Origin of the sequence: Paenibacillus xylanexedens (assembly GCF_017874615.1) — a bacterium.
GTDB lineage: Bacteria > Bacillota > Bacilli > Paenibacillales > Paenibacillaceae > Paenibacillus > Paenibacillus xylanexedens.
This window is the reverse complement of the sequence record NZ_JAGIKV010000028.1, coordinates 34457-49435: the sequence shown is the minus strand read 5'-3', so window position 1 is coordinate 49435 and position 14979 is coordinate 34457. Positions and strand designations below refer to the sequence as shown.

The window sequence follows — 14979 nt, the reverse complement described above, 5'->3', positions numbered from 1 at the left end:
CAGAAAGCATCTGAAGAAACGAAGTGCTCGCCTTTATCACCGGATTTCTCCCTTGGAAAAGGGAATCAAAGAAATCTGGGGATAACAGCGATCAGAAGATGATTCTGTACACGAAGTGAAAGTACAATAGTATGGTTAACGCATGTATGACTTTAATTAAAGGAGCGAAAACAATGGATGAATCCAAAGAACTGGAACGACGGCTCAGTGATATGCTGACGGAAGGGGACATGGAAGAGTCCGGCGACACCGATCAGCGTGAACGCCAGCTGATTCCTCCCAAATATGAAGTGCGAATCCAGACAGAGCATGATCCAATTGTCGAGGAAACGTTAAAGTACCGGAAGATGGCACGCGAAGTGGATGATCGTTATGACCGATATCTGGAGCGAGCTACCGGGAACAAACCGGAGAGCGACAAAGGTCATTCGATTGCTGAAGACTCGAATAAGCCGCAATCTTAACTAATCACTGAACGTCATAGCTGAGCTTAACCAATAACAGGCTCCCCTTTAGGGAGTCTGTTATTTCATGTGTGCTCTCAGTAGAGAGGACAACACCTACTTTAAAATGATAGAATAGAGTAACACAGACTGATGTCATTGGAATGACCAATGTACTATATATTAGTGTAAATTATTATAGATTTGCGAGAAGGAGTGTTACCTGAATGAAGCGTAAACGTATCTGGGAAAATACAGCTGCCGGTTTAACGGTAAGCATGTTGGCAGGAATGCTGCTCTTTACATCATCTGCATTGCCTGCACACGCGGCTGACACCAAAACCGGTGTATTGCCAGCGGGTACAAACGAGACTTCGCTGACAGCGAAGAAAGATGCAGTAGCCGTAACTAAAGAGTTCCGCATCGTCACATTGGGAGATTCCATAACGGTAGGTTATGAGCCCAACACAAAAGAATTGCCTTATGGTTATGTAGAACGTCTCCAGGAGCAAGGTTTGCTGCATGGACGTACACAGGTGGACAACTACGGGATTGCCGGATTGAAAACCAGTGGCCTGAAAAACTTCACTACTGCAATTAAGGATGGCAAAACGCTGACTTCTGAAGCCATTCAACCAAGTCTTCCTGATCCAAGAGCGGGACAGATCGGAGCCAATACTGCTGCAATCCGTGAGAGTGTAGCACAGGCCAATCTGGTTGCAATTACCATTGGGGGAAATGATGTATCTGAGCTTCTCGGTACAGCAGACAAACTGAGTGATCAGGAGCTGCAAGAGAAAGTGAAAGAATTACTCGCAACCTATACAGCCAATATTAGTGCAACGATTAATGATATTCATGAAATTAATCCGACAGCTACAATTGTCATCGCTGACCAGTATCAACCGATGCCGGAAGTAGCAGGCAAGGCACTCTATGCCAAACTGATGGAGGCATCCCAAGGTTTCACACAGACCATTGATGGAATTGCAGCACAATTCACTGCTCAGGGTACCGATGTCAAAGTCGCACACGTGGCCAAGGAGTTTGTTGGTGGTGAAGGCACGATGACACATATGATCAAAGATCGGGATTTTCACCCGAATCAATTCGGCTATGCGGCCATTGCTGAAGTATTTGCCAAAACGATCTGGGGAGATTACACCAAGCTGACTGCACCTGCGACAGGTGAACCCATGAACATAATCGTGAGTGGCAAAACATTGAATACACCGTACAAACCGATTATCCGTAACGGCAAAAACTTTGTGGCGATACAAGACATCGTAAACGCTGTCGGGGCTACTACGGTGTGGGATAACAAAACTTCAACCGCAACCATTACATATGGAGACCGGAAAGTTGCTGTGAAAATTGGTGCCAATGCTGTGAAGGTAAATGGAGCATCGGTCACTGTGGATACACCTGCATTCCTGAATAAGGTAGGCAAAGAGTCCAAAACATATGTACCCCTTGCCATGGTGGCTGAAGGTCTTGGCTTTGATGTGCAATATGTAGCGAAGCTGAAAACTGTTTTTGTTAATCCGTAAATTGTATTTCATGCTCTAACATGATGTTATTCAACAGCCAGAATGCCTTGCTCTGTTCAAGGTATTCTGGCTGTTTTGTGTTCTTTTTGCGTTGCTGACACAGATGTATACCTTCTCTAATGACCTAAAATGTTGCATAAATATATCTTGTCAGATGACCAACGGATGTGTAAATATGAAAATAACTTACAATATAACCACTAATGCATAGTATGCCAGCACCCTTCGCAAGCCAAAGGAGCGCTTAGGATGAACAAAATTAAGAACGCTTTCACAACACTGCCGATTCATCACAAAACGATTCTTCTCATTGGACTTTTGATGTTGATCAGCTTTACGTTTTATGCGTCCGTACTCCGATATGTGTTCAGCATCTATGACCGTCAGATCTATGAGAAATCCTCGCAGGTCCTCAATATGTCTTCGGTAGGTATTGAGAATCAACTTCGTGAAATTTCTAATCTCTCCTTCAAGGTGATGTCGGACGAGCCGCTTCAGCAATATCTGCTCCAACTGAAAAAGGCCGAAACGGGTTACGAGAAAAATGGATTGCGTAAAAAAATTACCAACAGGTTAGTCGCTTATGCCGGTTCCGAAAAATACGTCTATTCCATGCTATTTATCGATAATGATAATAACGTTATGGCCGCAGGCAATCGGGAGGGAATTTCGGAGTCGAAGCAAAAGGAACTGGTTGCACTGGGGCAGCAATACTCGGGCTCCAATGCCTGGCATACCAGTGGGGATAAACAGTCCCGACTCTTGTCGGTCCGACAGGTGAAATCCTTTATTGGCGGAGCATTTACATTGGAGGCCCTCGGCACACTGATCATCCGCGTAAGGCTGGACCGAATTGTACAGGACCAGATGCAAGAACCGGCTGAGGACTCCCAATTACTCATTACGGATGGAAAAGAAGTGATCTATCCAACAGAATCGTCGGTCAGTGAAGCTGAGATTGAGTCTGAATTGAAGCGCACCCAGCCCTATGGAATTGCCATGTTGGAGCAGGGGAGACACTTTGTAGCTCGTGCTCATTCTTCCTATACGGATTGGACCTATTTGTACACAACCCCGTTTGACCAGATGTTTAAAAAGATCCAGTTTGTCAAACAGTTGGTCACAGTGATCTTCATCATGATCTTTCTGGCGGCGCTTATCATTGGAGCGAGATTCTCTCGCAGTATTACCCATCCGATTGCGCAGTTGATCAAAAAGATGCGTAATATCGAGAAAGGTGATCTGGATAAGCTTGAGGAGGCAGCCCTTGGCAATGTTCCAATATCTCCACAGAATGAGGTTGGACTGCTGCATCGCACATTCAAGATGATGCTTCAACGGATACGTGAATTGATTGATGAGAATTATGCGAAGCAACTGGTGATTCGTGAGACTGAGTTGAAAGCGCTTCAGGCGCAGATTAATCCACATTTTCTATACAACACGCTGGAATCGATTAACTGGCTGGCTAAAGTACAGAAGCAACGACAGATCTCGGAAATGGTTGAGGCTCTCGGATTTCTGCTGCGTAGCTCTGTGAATATGTCCGAGAAGTGGATCACGCTGGAAAGAGAGCTGGACATTGTCCGCAGTTACGTGACGATTCAGCGCACTCGTTTTGAGGAAAGACTGGACTTCGATATGGAGATTGCCCCGGAGGTAGGAACGGCGCGGATACCGAAGTTAACATTACAGCCTCTGGTGGAGAACGCGATACATTATGCACTCGAACCAAGTATTGACCCCTGCCGGATTCGAATCCGGGCGAGAGCAGAGGGAGATAAGGTGATTATTGAAGTTGAGGACGACGGTCCGGGGATGACACCGGAATTCCTGGAACAACTACACGAAGGACGTATTCAGACAAGAGGACAGGGCATTGGGTTATCTAACATCCAGGAACGAATCAGACTTACCTTCGGCGATGAAGGTGGAATGGTGATGAGCAGCAAGCCCGGATCAGGAACTGTAGTATCGATCAGCATACCTTGGATCAGAGAGGACGATGACGATGTACAAAGTGATGCTCGTAGATGATGAACGTGTCATTCTGGAGGGGATTTCTCAAGTGGTCGATTGGGCCGCGGCAGGAACGGAATTGGTGGGTACGGCGAGGAACGGGATTGAAGCATTGGACAAAATCGGGCAGTCGAGACCCGATATTATTATTACGGATATTTCCATGCCAGGGCTGGATGGTCTCGGACTCATAGAGAAGGCATCTGAAGCATACCCGGGAGTACGTTTCATTATGTTATCCGGCTACAAGGAGTTCGAATATGCCCGCAGAGCGATGCAATATGGTGTGAAGCATTATTTGCTCAAACCCTGCAACGAGAATCAGATCCATGATGCATTAACTGAACTGTTGCAGGAACATCAGGATGCCCAGGTGAAGGAGCATGTTGCAGGTGAGATGAAACAGCGATTGCAGCGAGTCCTTCCACATGTGAAGGAGCAATTTCTGCTGGAGTTCATGACCAACCGCACCTATGGGCCGGTTGATCTGGAGTATTATCAGGAGCTGTTTGATCTGGAGCTTGAAGAGAACGCAGTTCGGTTACTGTTGTTTCGAATTGTAGATGAACATGATTACAGTCACTTATTTGCGATCAAAAACATTGCCAGTGACCTGCTCCCACATGTCCTGTTAAGCACAACCATTGAAGGCAAACTCCTCATTCTGCTTGCGGATTCATTTGATCCGGCCGGACTGACAGAAAGTATTGAAGAGGTTCGGGCTGCATTTACCAGACTATATAAATTGGAAGTGACCGCTGCGCTGAGTGAAGCAGATCGAATGATTCAGTCGCGGCGGTTGTTTCGTGAGGCATTGCAGTATCTGAACCATCGCTTCTTTATCGGTGAAGGCAAACTGATTACAAAGAATGATCTTGTTTTGGCCGGAGAATGCGACGGGGTGCATGTAGAACAGGATGCCGAGCAACTGTGTCAGTTGATCAAATCGGGAAATACCGAAGAAACAGCGGTAGAGGTGGAGCGTCTATTTGATCTATTATCGCGTCAGCAGCTGGAAATTGAAGTGACTCGCTCTTACGTAGTGCAGCTGTACTCAGCTATGGTTCATGTCTGTCCGCCTGAGGAGGCAACGGAATTCACCCAGCGTATGGCAGAACTGCCGCATATCGATACGTTATCTGGTTTGAAGTCTTTTGTTGCAAGCAGTGCAGCCCGATTAACTTCCGGTTATTACAAAAACCATATCAGTCGCCAGTCTTCTGCCGTGGAGAAGATGATGGATATCGTGGATCGTCATTATGGAGAGGCGGATCTCTCTCTCAATGGAGTCGCCCATCAGATGTTGTATATGAATCCCGATTATTTGGGCAAGATTTTCAAAAAAGTCACAGGAGAGAATTTCTCCAATTACGTGAATCGTCTGCGCATTGAACGCGCTTGTGACCATATTCGCAGAGGCGGGGATGTGAAAGTATTCGAGCTTGCTGAATTGTTCGGATTTGGCGGGAATTCACAATATTTCAGTCAGGTGTTCAAAAAGTGGACCGGGATGACACCTACGGAATTCCGCAGGATCGGCATATAACAATGGGCTACCAATCATGTTTTTCATGTCTGGGGAGGACGAACAGCGCCGAGAGGGGACTGTTGTCCTCCTCTGTTTTTTGAACCAACAAGACGGTTTTGTGTATTCAACTATGGTCGTACATTTGCGAAAATGACATTAACAAGTTTGTGAAAGCGTTATCAGGAATAAAAAGGATAACTCGTTCACACAACCATATCAACATAAAAGGGGAGATTGGCATGGTGAAAAAGGCAATATTCCTGATGATGGCTGCTTTGCTCGTGTTTACAGCGGCATGTAGCTCAGGTGGAGGAAAAGAAGGAGCATCTGGAGATGACTCAGTTACCCTGCGGATCGCTTGGTGGGGCTCGGATGCAAGGCATGAATATACACAGAAGGTCATCGACCTGTACAAATCGAAAAACCCGAATGTCAAAATCGACGTGGAATATGCTTCATTTGATGACTACTGGAAAAAGCTCGCACCACAAGCAGCGGCAAATCAGTTGCCTGACATCGTTCAGATGGATATTTCCTACATCAGCCAATATGCACAGAATGGTCAGCTTGAGGATCTAGCGCCTTATCTGGGCAACCAGATCAAAGTGGACGATGTGTCCGAGAATGTGATCAGCACAGGTGTAATTAACGGTAAACAATACGGTGTACCTGCCGGTGTTAACGTTCTGGGCTTCCAATATGATCCGGCATTGCTTAAAAAAGCAGGCGTGGATGCAATCCCTGACAATATGACTTGGGAATCGTACGAAGCACTGGGTAAACAAACCGCAGATAAAGGTCTGTATTTGGATGGAGGGATAGCTCCGGATATTTTCTTCCACTACTTCCTGCGTACCAAAGGATTGTCGCTTTACAATGCGGAAGGAACAGGTCTTGGTTATGATGATGACCAATTGTTTGTGGAGTTCTTCGGACTTATGCGCCGCATGATCGAGCAGGGCGCAGCACCTACACCGGATGTAGCTAACCAAACCAAAGGCATTATTGAGGAATCAGATCTCGTGAAGGAAAAAGGAATTGGCGTATGGCAATGGTCCAACCAGTTCGTAGCCTTGCAACAGGTAGCGAACCGTCCACTCGAAATCGCTCCAATGCCAGGACCGGACATGGAAAAAGGACTATATATGCAACCAAGTATGTACTGGGGTGTAACGTCCAACTCCAAAGTGAAGGAAGAAGCGGCTAAATTCATTGATTTCTGGGTGAATGACGTGGAAGCCAACAAGCTGATCAAAGGTGAGCGCGGTGTTCCAATCTCAGCAGCAATCAAAGAAGCCATCGCACCTGAGCTGAGTGACGCAACAAAACAAGTCTTTGAATTCGTAGCAGCCATGGAGCCAAAAGCTTCACCAATGAGTTCTCCGCCACCGGTTGGTTCACCTGAAGTAATCTCTGCTCTGGCAGACGTGGTTGAAGAGTTGAACTTTGGCAAAATTACACCTGAACAAGCAGCAGAGACATTCCGCAAGAACGCCGAATCTGTACTTGCGAACAATAAATAACAGTTGAATGATAGCTTGCTCGTCCCACTTCAGGGATGGTCGGGAATGGGGCTACTCGCGAATGCGAGGGCCTTTCCCCGTCCAGATGACCGAAGCCAGGATGAGGGAGCAAGCTGATCCATGAAGGAGGTTCGTTCCATTGAGGCAGTATTCGTCGTTACGTAGAAACTTAACTGGATATGCGTTCATAAGCCCGTTTATTATTGGATTCCTGGGCTTCACACTCATCCCCATGTTTGTGTCCTTATATATGTCGTTTACGAGTTATAACTTGTTCACTTCTCCACGGTGGATTGGGCTTGATAACTACACCAAAATGTTTTTTGATGACCCGAAATATTGGAACTCGGTCAAAGTGACGTTTCTGTATGTATTCATTGGGGTACCGTTAAGGTTGGTCTTTGCCCTCTTCGTAGCGATGGTCCTGAACACTGGCTCTCGTATGATTGGAACGTACCGGACGTTATATTACCTGCCATCCATAATCGGTGGTAGTGTGGCCGTATCCATTATGTGGCGTAACCTCTTCAGTAATGAGGGTGTTATCAACAGTGCTCTAACGGCAATCGGGATTGGGCCTATAAGCTGGTTTGGTGACCCGAATGCATCTCTTGTTATGCTCATCTCACTGTCTGTGTGGCAGTTTGGTTCGTCCATGCTGATCTTCCTGGCTGGTCTCAAAAATATCCCTACTGAGATGTACGAGGCAGCAGGTGTGGATGGCGCGAATCCTATACGGAAATTTTTTAGCATTACCTTGCCACTGCTTAGCCCGATCGTTCTATTTAACATGATTATGCAAACGATTGGTGCATTTATGACGTTTGTACCAGCCTACATTATCTCCAAAGGAGAAGGCGGTCCAATGGATGGTACCATGCTTTATTCTCTATATCTGTTCCGTCAGGCATTTATGTTTAACAACATGGGTTATGCTTCGGCGATGGCCTGGATCATGCTTCTTATGATTGGTGGACTTACAGTAGCAGTATTCTTAACATCCAAGTACTGGGTGTTTTACGAATCTGAAGGAGGGAAGTAACGATGGTTTGGAGAAATGTGAAATGGCCCATTTATCACCTGTTCGTTGCAGCGCTTGCCCTCCTGATGTTGTATCCCGTACTCTGGATGCTCTTCAGTTCATTCAAGGAAAGCCGTACGATCTTCGTCACTGCGGATACTCTGTTCCCTACCAAGTGGATTTGGAGTAACTATGTGGATGGTTGGAAAGGAACCGCTGGAAGACCGTTTATGGATTACATCACCAATTCACTTGTTATCGTGGTGATTTCCACCATCGGTGCCGTGATATCGTCATCGCTGATCGCTTTCGGTTTTGCCAGACTTAACTTCAAGGGCCGTACATTCTGGTTCTCCTTGATGATGTTAACACTCATGTTGCCACATGACGTGGTATTGGTTCCTCAGTACATCATTTTCACGAAGCTCGGCTGGCTGAACACTATCTTGCCAATCGTTGTACCTACATTCTTCGGAATGCCGTTCTTCATCTTCCTGATGGTACAGTTCATTCGAACGATTCCGAAGGAGCTGGATGAGGCTGCAACCATCGATGGTTGTAACAAATTCAGACTGTATATTCAGATTATTATGCCACTGATCAAGTCTTCTCTGGCGACTGCAGCCATCTTCTCCTTCTACTGGAGATGGGAGGATCTGCTCGGTCCGGTATTGTACCTGAACTCGCCTGATAAATACACTGTGTCGATGGCACTGAAAATGTTCCTCGATAGCGAATCTGCTTCCAACTGGGGCGCAATGTTCGCGATGTCCATCGTCAGTCTGGTTCCGGTTGTAGCTGTGTTCTTCATCTTCCAAAAACAAATTGTTCAAGGGATGAGCACCAGCGGATTGAAAGGATAAGCCAGATTACTGTATCTTCGTATCTTCGCCCGAATGAATGTTTACGAAAGTTAACCAAGGAGGTTATCGCTTTTGAATAAAGCTCAGGGTAGTCAGGCCGTTGCCATGGGGGCAGCGGCAGAGGGCCAGGCAGTGTCCGTGACCAGCTGGAAGTTTAACTTTGGACCGGACTCGGGAAGAGCAGATGAGACAGGGGATTATCTGAAAGTAACTGCAACAACCGCATATGAGGAACGCGGAGGATACGGATTCGAGGCAGGATCTCTAGTGTATGAGAAACAACGCATTAGCGATGACGATGTGTCGGATCCCACAAAACCACATCATAACAATCCGGGGCAGACAACCATGTCTGCCCGATTGCGTTCAGGCTTCTGTATTCCGCTCAAAGCATCGTTCATCGTGGATGTTCCCGACGGAACCTACCAAGTATTACTTGTTGCAGGGGATGAATTGGCTGAGACAGTGACCCGCGTGAAAGCTGGTGAAGGCAGGCTTGTACTGCCAACCATTCGCACACTTCCCGGACAATACGCAGAGGTTAGATTCTCGGTTGTTGTTCGCGGTGGCAGACTTCGTCTGTCATTCTCCGGTCCCGCGCCAAGAATCAATGTGTTAGAGATTACCCTTGCGAATCAGACCATGACCGTATTTCTTGCCGGGGATTCAACCGTAACAGATCAGCCGGAAAGTGGATATCCATATTGCGGTTGGGGCCAGCTATTGCCAGCACAGTTCAAACATGATGTGGCAGTGGATAATCATGCCCAGTCAGGGCGCAGTTCCCGCAGTTTTATTAATGAAGGCAGATTAAGCGCCATTCTGGAGCGAATCAAGCCTGAAGATTTTCTTTTTATTCAATTTGGACATAACGATGAGAAGCCGGATCCTGAACGTGGGACGGACCCATTCACAACATATAAGGAATATTTGAAAAAGTATATCGATGCTGCACGCGAAGCCAAGGCTCGTCCAGTGCTCATAACCCCAGTGCATCGTCGCTATTTTGCGGACGATGGCACATTGACCGATACGCACGGCGATTATATCATCGCCATGCGTGAGCTGGCGGAAGAGGAAGATGTTCCACTGATCGATCTGGCTGAGCGCAGCCGTCTTCTGTTCGAGCAGGTGGGCGTTGAAGGCACTAAGGACGACTTTATGTGGGTGCTGCCAGGCGAGTATGTGAACTTCCCCTCAGGCGTGGAGGATAACACGCATTTTCAGGAACGCGGTGCCCGCCGCCTTGCCCAACAGGTAGCAGAAGCCATCCGCGAGTTGCAATTGCAACCGTTGCAGATGTATCTGCGGTAATCAGTATCAGTAGAGGATCTAATTCTATTGTTCTAGGGGATAACTTCCCGCAGGATTTTAAGTCCTGTGCGTCTGTATTTAAGCGAAGCGAGTTAAACGAAGTAACGAGCGAAACAAAGTTGCCCAGCGAAGAGCGAAGGCAATAATCTTTTAAATCAGTCCGGCGAGCGTAGCAGCGAAGAAGGGCGGAATCGGGTAGAGGGAGCGAAGCGTCCGCCTTTGGAGCGGGATTTCCCCTGCTGAGGGGAAATGAATAGAAATCCCGAGCCAACAGCGGCCCACAGCCCGATCCGCCCGCCGAAGCGGCTGCCCCGCGAGCCCACGGGTTTTAAGAGTTGCCCCCGCGAATGAGCCATAGAAATCCCGAGCCAACAGCGGCCCACAGCCCGATCCGCCCACCGAAGCGACCGCCCAGCGAGCCCACGGATTTTTAACCTATATTGCACTCGTAAAAAAAAGGAGGATATATTTCAATGATACCTGACCAAACAGAATCAGGCACATCTGCCCGTAAGAATGTTTCAGCAGCTACAGGTCACACCTACTGGGTCATTCCGGATGGTTACATTCCCCCGGAGAGCCGGGGCACATTGGAGAGTCATGAGAGCATCTGTGTACTTAACACCAGTGCCACGGATGCGGAGCTGCACATCACGATTTACTTTGAAGACAGAGAACCACTCGAAGGTATGGTCGCTGAAGTGCCAGCGAGAAGGACGAAGCACATTCGCACTGCATCGCTACGATCCGGGGAGCAGTCTATTCCGCCGGGCGTGCCTTATGCGATTACGGTTTCGAGCAATATCCCCGTTATCGTCCAGTACAGTCGTTTGGACACGACCCAGCCTGAATTGGCTTTGATGAGTGTCATGGCGTATCCATTAGGATAACTTCCCCAATCGACAGCATAGTTGGAGATGGTAAGAAGCCCCGTAACCTTGCATCCAATGCAGGCACGGGGCTTTTTTTTCTTCATTTATTCGCTGTATTTATACGTGCTCGCATTCAGGATATCTACGTGAACCTCCACTTTTCCAAGCTTAAAACGTTTGAGTGGATCCGCCCGGTTGTAGACTTCCTGTTTCCATAAGGGAAGGTTGTGGCGATATAAGTGTTCCACAAGACCGTATGAATCAATCTTGTGTGACTTGGTTTTTTCGAACGTATCTCGGATTTGGGATTCGATCTGTTGTTCGGCTTCTTGTTCCATGGCATGAGGCGTGCGTGGGGCTCCATGGTCTTCGGTGATGGAACTTTTGACTGAGGTAACCAGATCAAATGTGACGCCATCTCCTTGTTTCCTTGCCTTGATTCTAGTCTTGGGATCACGAAGCATCAGGGTTAAATCAGGAGTCTTTCGACCATTCCCATATACGTATAGTGGGTACTGATGTACGCGCTCATAATTTACGTATCGTGTACCGTCTGCGTCTGCTCCTGCAACTCTACCCTGACTTGTGCCTTTGGAAATAACATAAAATCCATCCATTCTAACAAGGGGGGGAGTTTTATCCCCGTTGAACCAAGTCTCGTTCCTTGTTGAAACCGAGGGTAAAAGAACAACGGAAGCTGGCTCCCGTAGTCCATCAAGAAGCTGATGGAGCCGGATAGGTTCGTAACCGGAATGCTGTTTGTATAGCCTCATGGGCTCAAATAACTCAATGGTCTGGGCGGATTGGTTCAGCAGCGCAGAAGGGGAGAGCACGTCCGGAATGTTATGTTCTGTCGCGTAAATCCAGGGTGTATATCTCAGTTGACCTGAATGCAGCAACGTGTTAAATATATCCTCCAGCTTCCCGTCGAGAGCATTTTTCGATAAAACAATGGCTTTAACATGAGTCCAGAGCGTTTGCTGCTGTGACGTTTCATACAAGTCGTTAATAGCCATGCTCAGTGTTGTACCTTCGCCCCGTCCAATCCAGATATCCCTTGTCTCCCGGGAAGTTGGCGTTTCCTGTTTTGCGATACTGGAGAAGTCAATCAGTTGGGCATACGTAATATACTGGTTGTCCACATAGTCTATTCCTATTGCCGTGATGAAGTTAATACTTTGCACCTCTTTGGAATCCCAGCACCCCGTTAGCAGGATCAAACAGCTTATAAGAAGCCCACTTATGGATACCCATCTTTTCACGGACGCTTCCTCCGGCGGGTGGAATCCTGGGTATGAAGTGCTGCTGGACGTTTGGTTCTTTTCATAGAAGGGGGCATGGATACGGCCTGCGTGAAATCTCCTGGAATGTAGGGAGATACGGGTGACAGATAGGATACGCCATAACATTCCAACGATACGAGGTGCACCAAAAGAGCGAACAGTCCGATCATAAATCCAAATAATCCAAGGATCGAAGACATAATGAGCATTCCGATACGAATGTGTGCAGTAGCCCCGCTCAGCACGGTGTTCACGAGAATATAGCTGGAGATGACTGAGATCGCTACCGTGACTATGATGGTGGGAGACGTAATCCCGGCACGAATGGCTGCATCCCCGATGATAAGTCCACCGACCACACTGACGGTCTGGCCCAATGCACGTGGTAACCTGCGACCGGCTTCGTTAAATAGCTCAAACATAAAAATCATTAGAAATGCTTCCAGCGTCACCGGCATGGGCAGGCCCATCCGAGTACCGGCAATCGTAGCCAAGAGAGGTAACGGAATCTGTTCCACATTGAAACTGGTCAGGCCGATATAGAAGGCTGGGAAGAAACAGGCAATCAGCAGACCGGAAATACGCAAAATCCGTTCGAAGGTAACGATGAAAAAAGGTGTGCTTTCGTCTTCCGGAGACTTCAACTGATTGAAAAGTGTAGTTGGTGCGATGACCGCCACGGGAGAACCTTCAATGAGAACGGCAAAACGTCCATTTAACAGGGAATCCACGACAAAATCAGGACGTTCGGTATTATCTGTAAGTGGAAAGATACTCCGGATTCCTCCCATGACAGCTCGCTCCATGATTGAGGTGCCCAGAATGCCGTCAATCTCAATCTGATCCAGATTGTGTCTTGCTTCTTTCAGAATGTCTGGATTGATAATATCTTTTACATATAGAAGTCCAATGGCTGTCTGGGTACGACCGCCTTTGACATATTTCTCATAACACATCGAAGATGTTTTCATTCGTTTACGAATAAGGGCCACGTTTGTAGTGAGTTCTTCGGTGAATCCATCGCGCGGGCCTTTAACTGATGTCTCAATAGCTGATTCTTCGGGACTGCGTCCCGGGATATCAGCAATATCCACACTGCAGGACTGTACACCATTACCGAAAATGATCAGTAGTTGTCCACTAAATATCAACATATTAAGCTTGTTAGTATCTGTGAGGTCATCCAACGGATTCAACGTTAATCCCAGTTCTTTAGGATGTGATTCCTCAATGATCAGGGAGTGCTGTTCCAGACGGGGAATAATAAATTGGTTAATTTGTTTACCGTCGACGAGACCGTCGCAATAAAGCAGAATTACGGGCTGATCAGATTCGTCTTTAACAGGAAAGGTCTGAATAACGACATCTGCACATGGATCGAACTGCTCTTTCAAAGAGGCAAGCAGTGTTTCATGGGACGTGGTGTCAATCGCTTGATGCTCCATGATGTTTCCTCCTCTGATGGCGTGAATGGATAAAGGCAACTGTCGTCGCGATAATCGCAAGTCCGCTCAGATATACGAGATTGAACGGAAATATGTATTCGACCAGAAGCTTTTCGAAGGTCATATCATCCAGAGGATACAACATGGTTAGAATAAAGAAGACACCTAACGAGATACAACTGATAAGCCTTCTGGTAGAGCTCTTAATATTCCATATTTCTACTACAATATACATGGCGAGACTAATCCGGGTGAACGAGCCTGCGAGCCATTGATAGATGGAAAAGAAGTCGGTCTGGGCGATGTATTTGCCCAAGGAGGCAATTCGCCATTCTTCAAAGGCGGGATATCGCATTTTAGCAGCCTCAAAAGGATCAAATTCCACAATCGCCCCGATGAGTGGGCCGACAGTCAGTCCCACAAGAATGAGTGCGAGCATCAGATACTGCCATACACGTATACGTTTGGTGAGATGAGGCTGGATATACCAGATGAACAGCAGTTCAAACATGCCTGCAAGACTGTAAATCATGCCATTCAGCACGGGATGCCAGCCATGTTCTAACACAGGCAGGAGACGGCTGTAATCCTTGTATTGAGTGTTCACAATGGCAACATAAAAGCCCAGCAGTACCACCAGTGGAAGGATCAATCCTGCGGTAAATGCCAGTGAGCGGATGCCTTTATATGCCCCATAGGCACAGAGAGACATGAGGGCAATACTGGTTACCAGAATTGGCGTTTCTGTCAGGTAATTTGTTTTGGCCCAAGTCGTGGTATCGTGCAGGGTGAAATAGATTGCGCTCAGAAAAAAGAGACTGTTCCCAACTCGAAATAACATGCCAATGGGCTTGCCGAGACGGGATGTTAACCATTCATGCAGGGTTTGATGCTGGAGGAAACGAGAGACATAAGCGAGCATTAGCGCAAATATCAGAAATGGTCCGGCTGATAGCAGGACGGAAATCCAAGAATCCCTTTTGGCCGCAGCCAAAAGGGCAGGAATAATCAGAACATGGCTGATCAAGCCAACGGACAACATGATCAACATCATAGCTTGCAAAAAAGAAGGCTGTGTTCGTTTCATGCTGAGGGGTCTCCTTTTCCCAATAGACTGT

Annotated in this window: 12 protein-coding genes; 9 read left to right on the top strand and 3 right to left on the bottom strand. The window is 47.2% G+C overall.

All coding sequences use genetic code 11. The features are described from left to right. Positions 1-173: 173 nt before the first annotated feature. The 9 genes from J2Z28_RS26710 to J2Z28_RS26670 all read left to right on the top strand — a co-directional run bounded on the left by J2Z28_RS26710 (position 174) and on the right by J2Z28_RS26670 (position 11151). Positions 174-464 carry a hypothetical protein gene (locus J2Z28_RS26710; protein WP_211085173.1) on the top strand — a complete coding sequence of 97 codons (291 nt, stop codon included), beginning with the start codon at positions 174-176 and terminating at the stop codon, positions 462-464. Positions 465-670: 206 nt separating this feature from the next. Continuing rightward, complete coding sequence (locus J2Z28_RS26705; protein ID WP_211085170.1) at positions 671-1993, top strand: SGNH/GDSL hydrolase family protein; 1323 nt, start codon at positions 671-673, stop codon at positions 1991-1993. Between the two features lie 249 nt (positions 1994-2242). Further along, entirely contained in the window at positions 2243-4030 is a 1788-nt protein-coding gene (locus tag J2Z28_RS26700) for a sensor histidine kinase (protein ID WP_211085168.1), read from the top strand. Next, a complete protein-coding gene (locus J2Z28_RS26695; protein ID WP_211085166.1) occupies positions 4005-5558 on the top strand; it encodes a response regulator transcription factor in 1554 nt (517 codons plus the stop codon). Before J2Z28_RS26700 ends, J2Z28_RS26695 begins: the two co-directional genes overlap by 26 nt. Before the next feature lie 221 nt (positions 5559-5779). Beyond that, the gene (locus tag J2Z28_RS26690) at positions 5780-7063 is read left to right on the top strand and encodes an ABC transporter substrate-binding protein (protein ID WP_211085164.1); all 1284 of its coding nucleotides are present in this window, start codon (positions 5780-5782) and stop codon (positions 7061-7063) included. Between the two features lie 139 nt (positions 7064-7202). Continuing rightward, the gene (locus J2Z28_RS26685) at positions 7203-8105 is read left to right on the top strand and encodes a carbohydrate ABC transporter permease (RefSeq protein WP_211085162.1); all 903 of its coding nucleotides are present in this window, start codon (positions 7203-7205) and stop codon (positions 8103-8105) included. Positions 8106-8107: 2 nt separating this feature from the next. Then, positions 8108-8947: a carbohydrate ABC transporter permease gene (locus tag J2Z28_RS26680; RefSeq protein WP_211085160.1), complete on the top strand. Its 840-nt coding sequence runs from the start codon at positions 8108-8110 to the stop codon at positions 8945-8947. A gap of 105 nt (positions 8948-9052) precedes the next feature. Further along, entirely contained in the window at positions 9053-10261 is a 1209-nt protein-coding gene (locus tag J2Z28_RS26675) for a rhamnogalacturonan acetylesterase (RefSeq protein WP_211085207.1), read from the top strand. Positions 10262-10734: 473 nt separating this feature from the next. Beyond that, a complete protein-coding gene (locus J2Z28_RS26670; RefSeq protein ID WP_211085158.1) occupies positions 10735-11151 on the top strand; it encodes a sensory rhodopsin transducer in 417 nt (138 codons plus the stop codon). Positions 11152-11237: 86 nt separating this feature from the next. On the opposite strand, the gene J2Z28_RS26665 is transcribed toward J2Z28_RS26670, so the two are convergent. From J2Z28_RS26665 to J2Z28_RS26655, 3 genes are read right to left on the bottom strand one after another with little or no spacing between them, the layout of a single operon-like run. Further along, positions 11238-12395, bottom strand: coding sequence for a Ger(x)C family spore germination protein (locus J2Z28_RS26665; RefSeq protein ID WP_211085156.1), 1158 nt, complete (start codon positions 12393-12395; stop codon positions 11238-11240). Further along, a complete protein-coding gene (locus J2Z28_RS26660; RefSeq protein WP_211085154.1) occupies positions 12392-13861 on the bottom strand; it encodes a spore germination protein in 1470 nt (489 codons plus the stop codon). Before J2Z28_RS26660 ends, J2Z28_RS26665 begins: the two co-directional genes overlap by 4 nt. Continuing rightward, positions 13842-14948, bottom strand: coding sequence for a GerAB/ArcD/ProY family transporter (locus J2Z28_RS26655; RefSeq protein ID WP_017690742.1), 1107 nt, complete (start codon positions 14946-14948; stop codon positions 13842-13844). Before J2Z28_RS26655 ends, J2Z28_RS26660 begins: the two co-directional genes overlap by 20 nt. Positions 14949-14979: the final 31 nt, after the last annotated feature.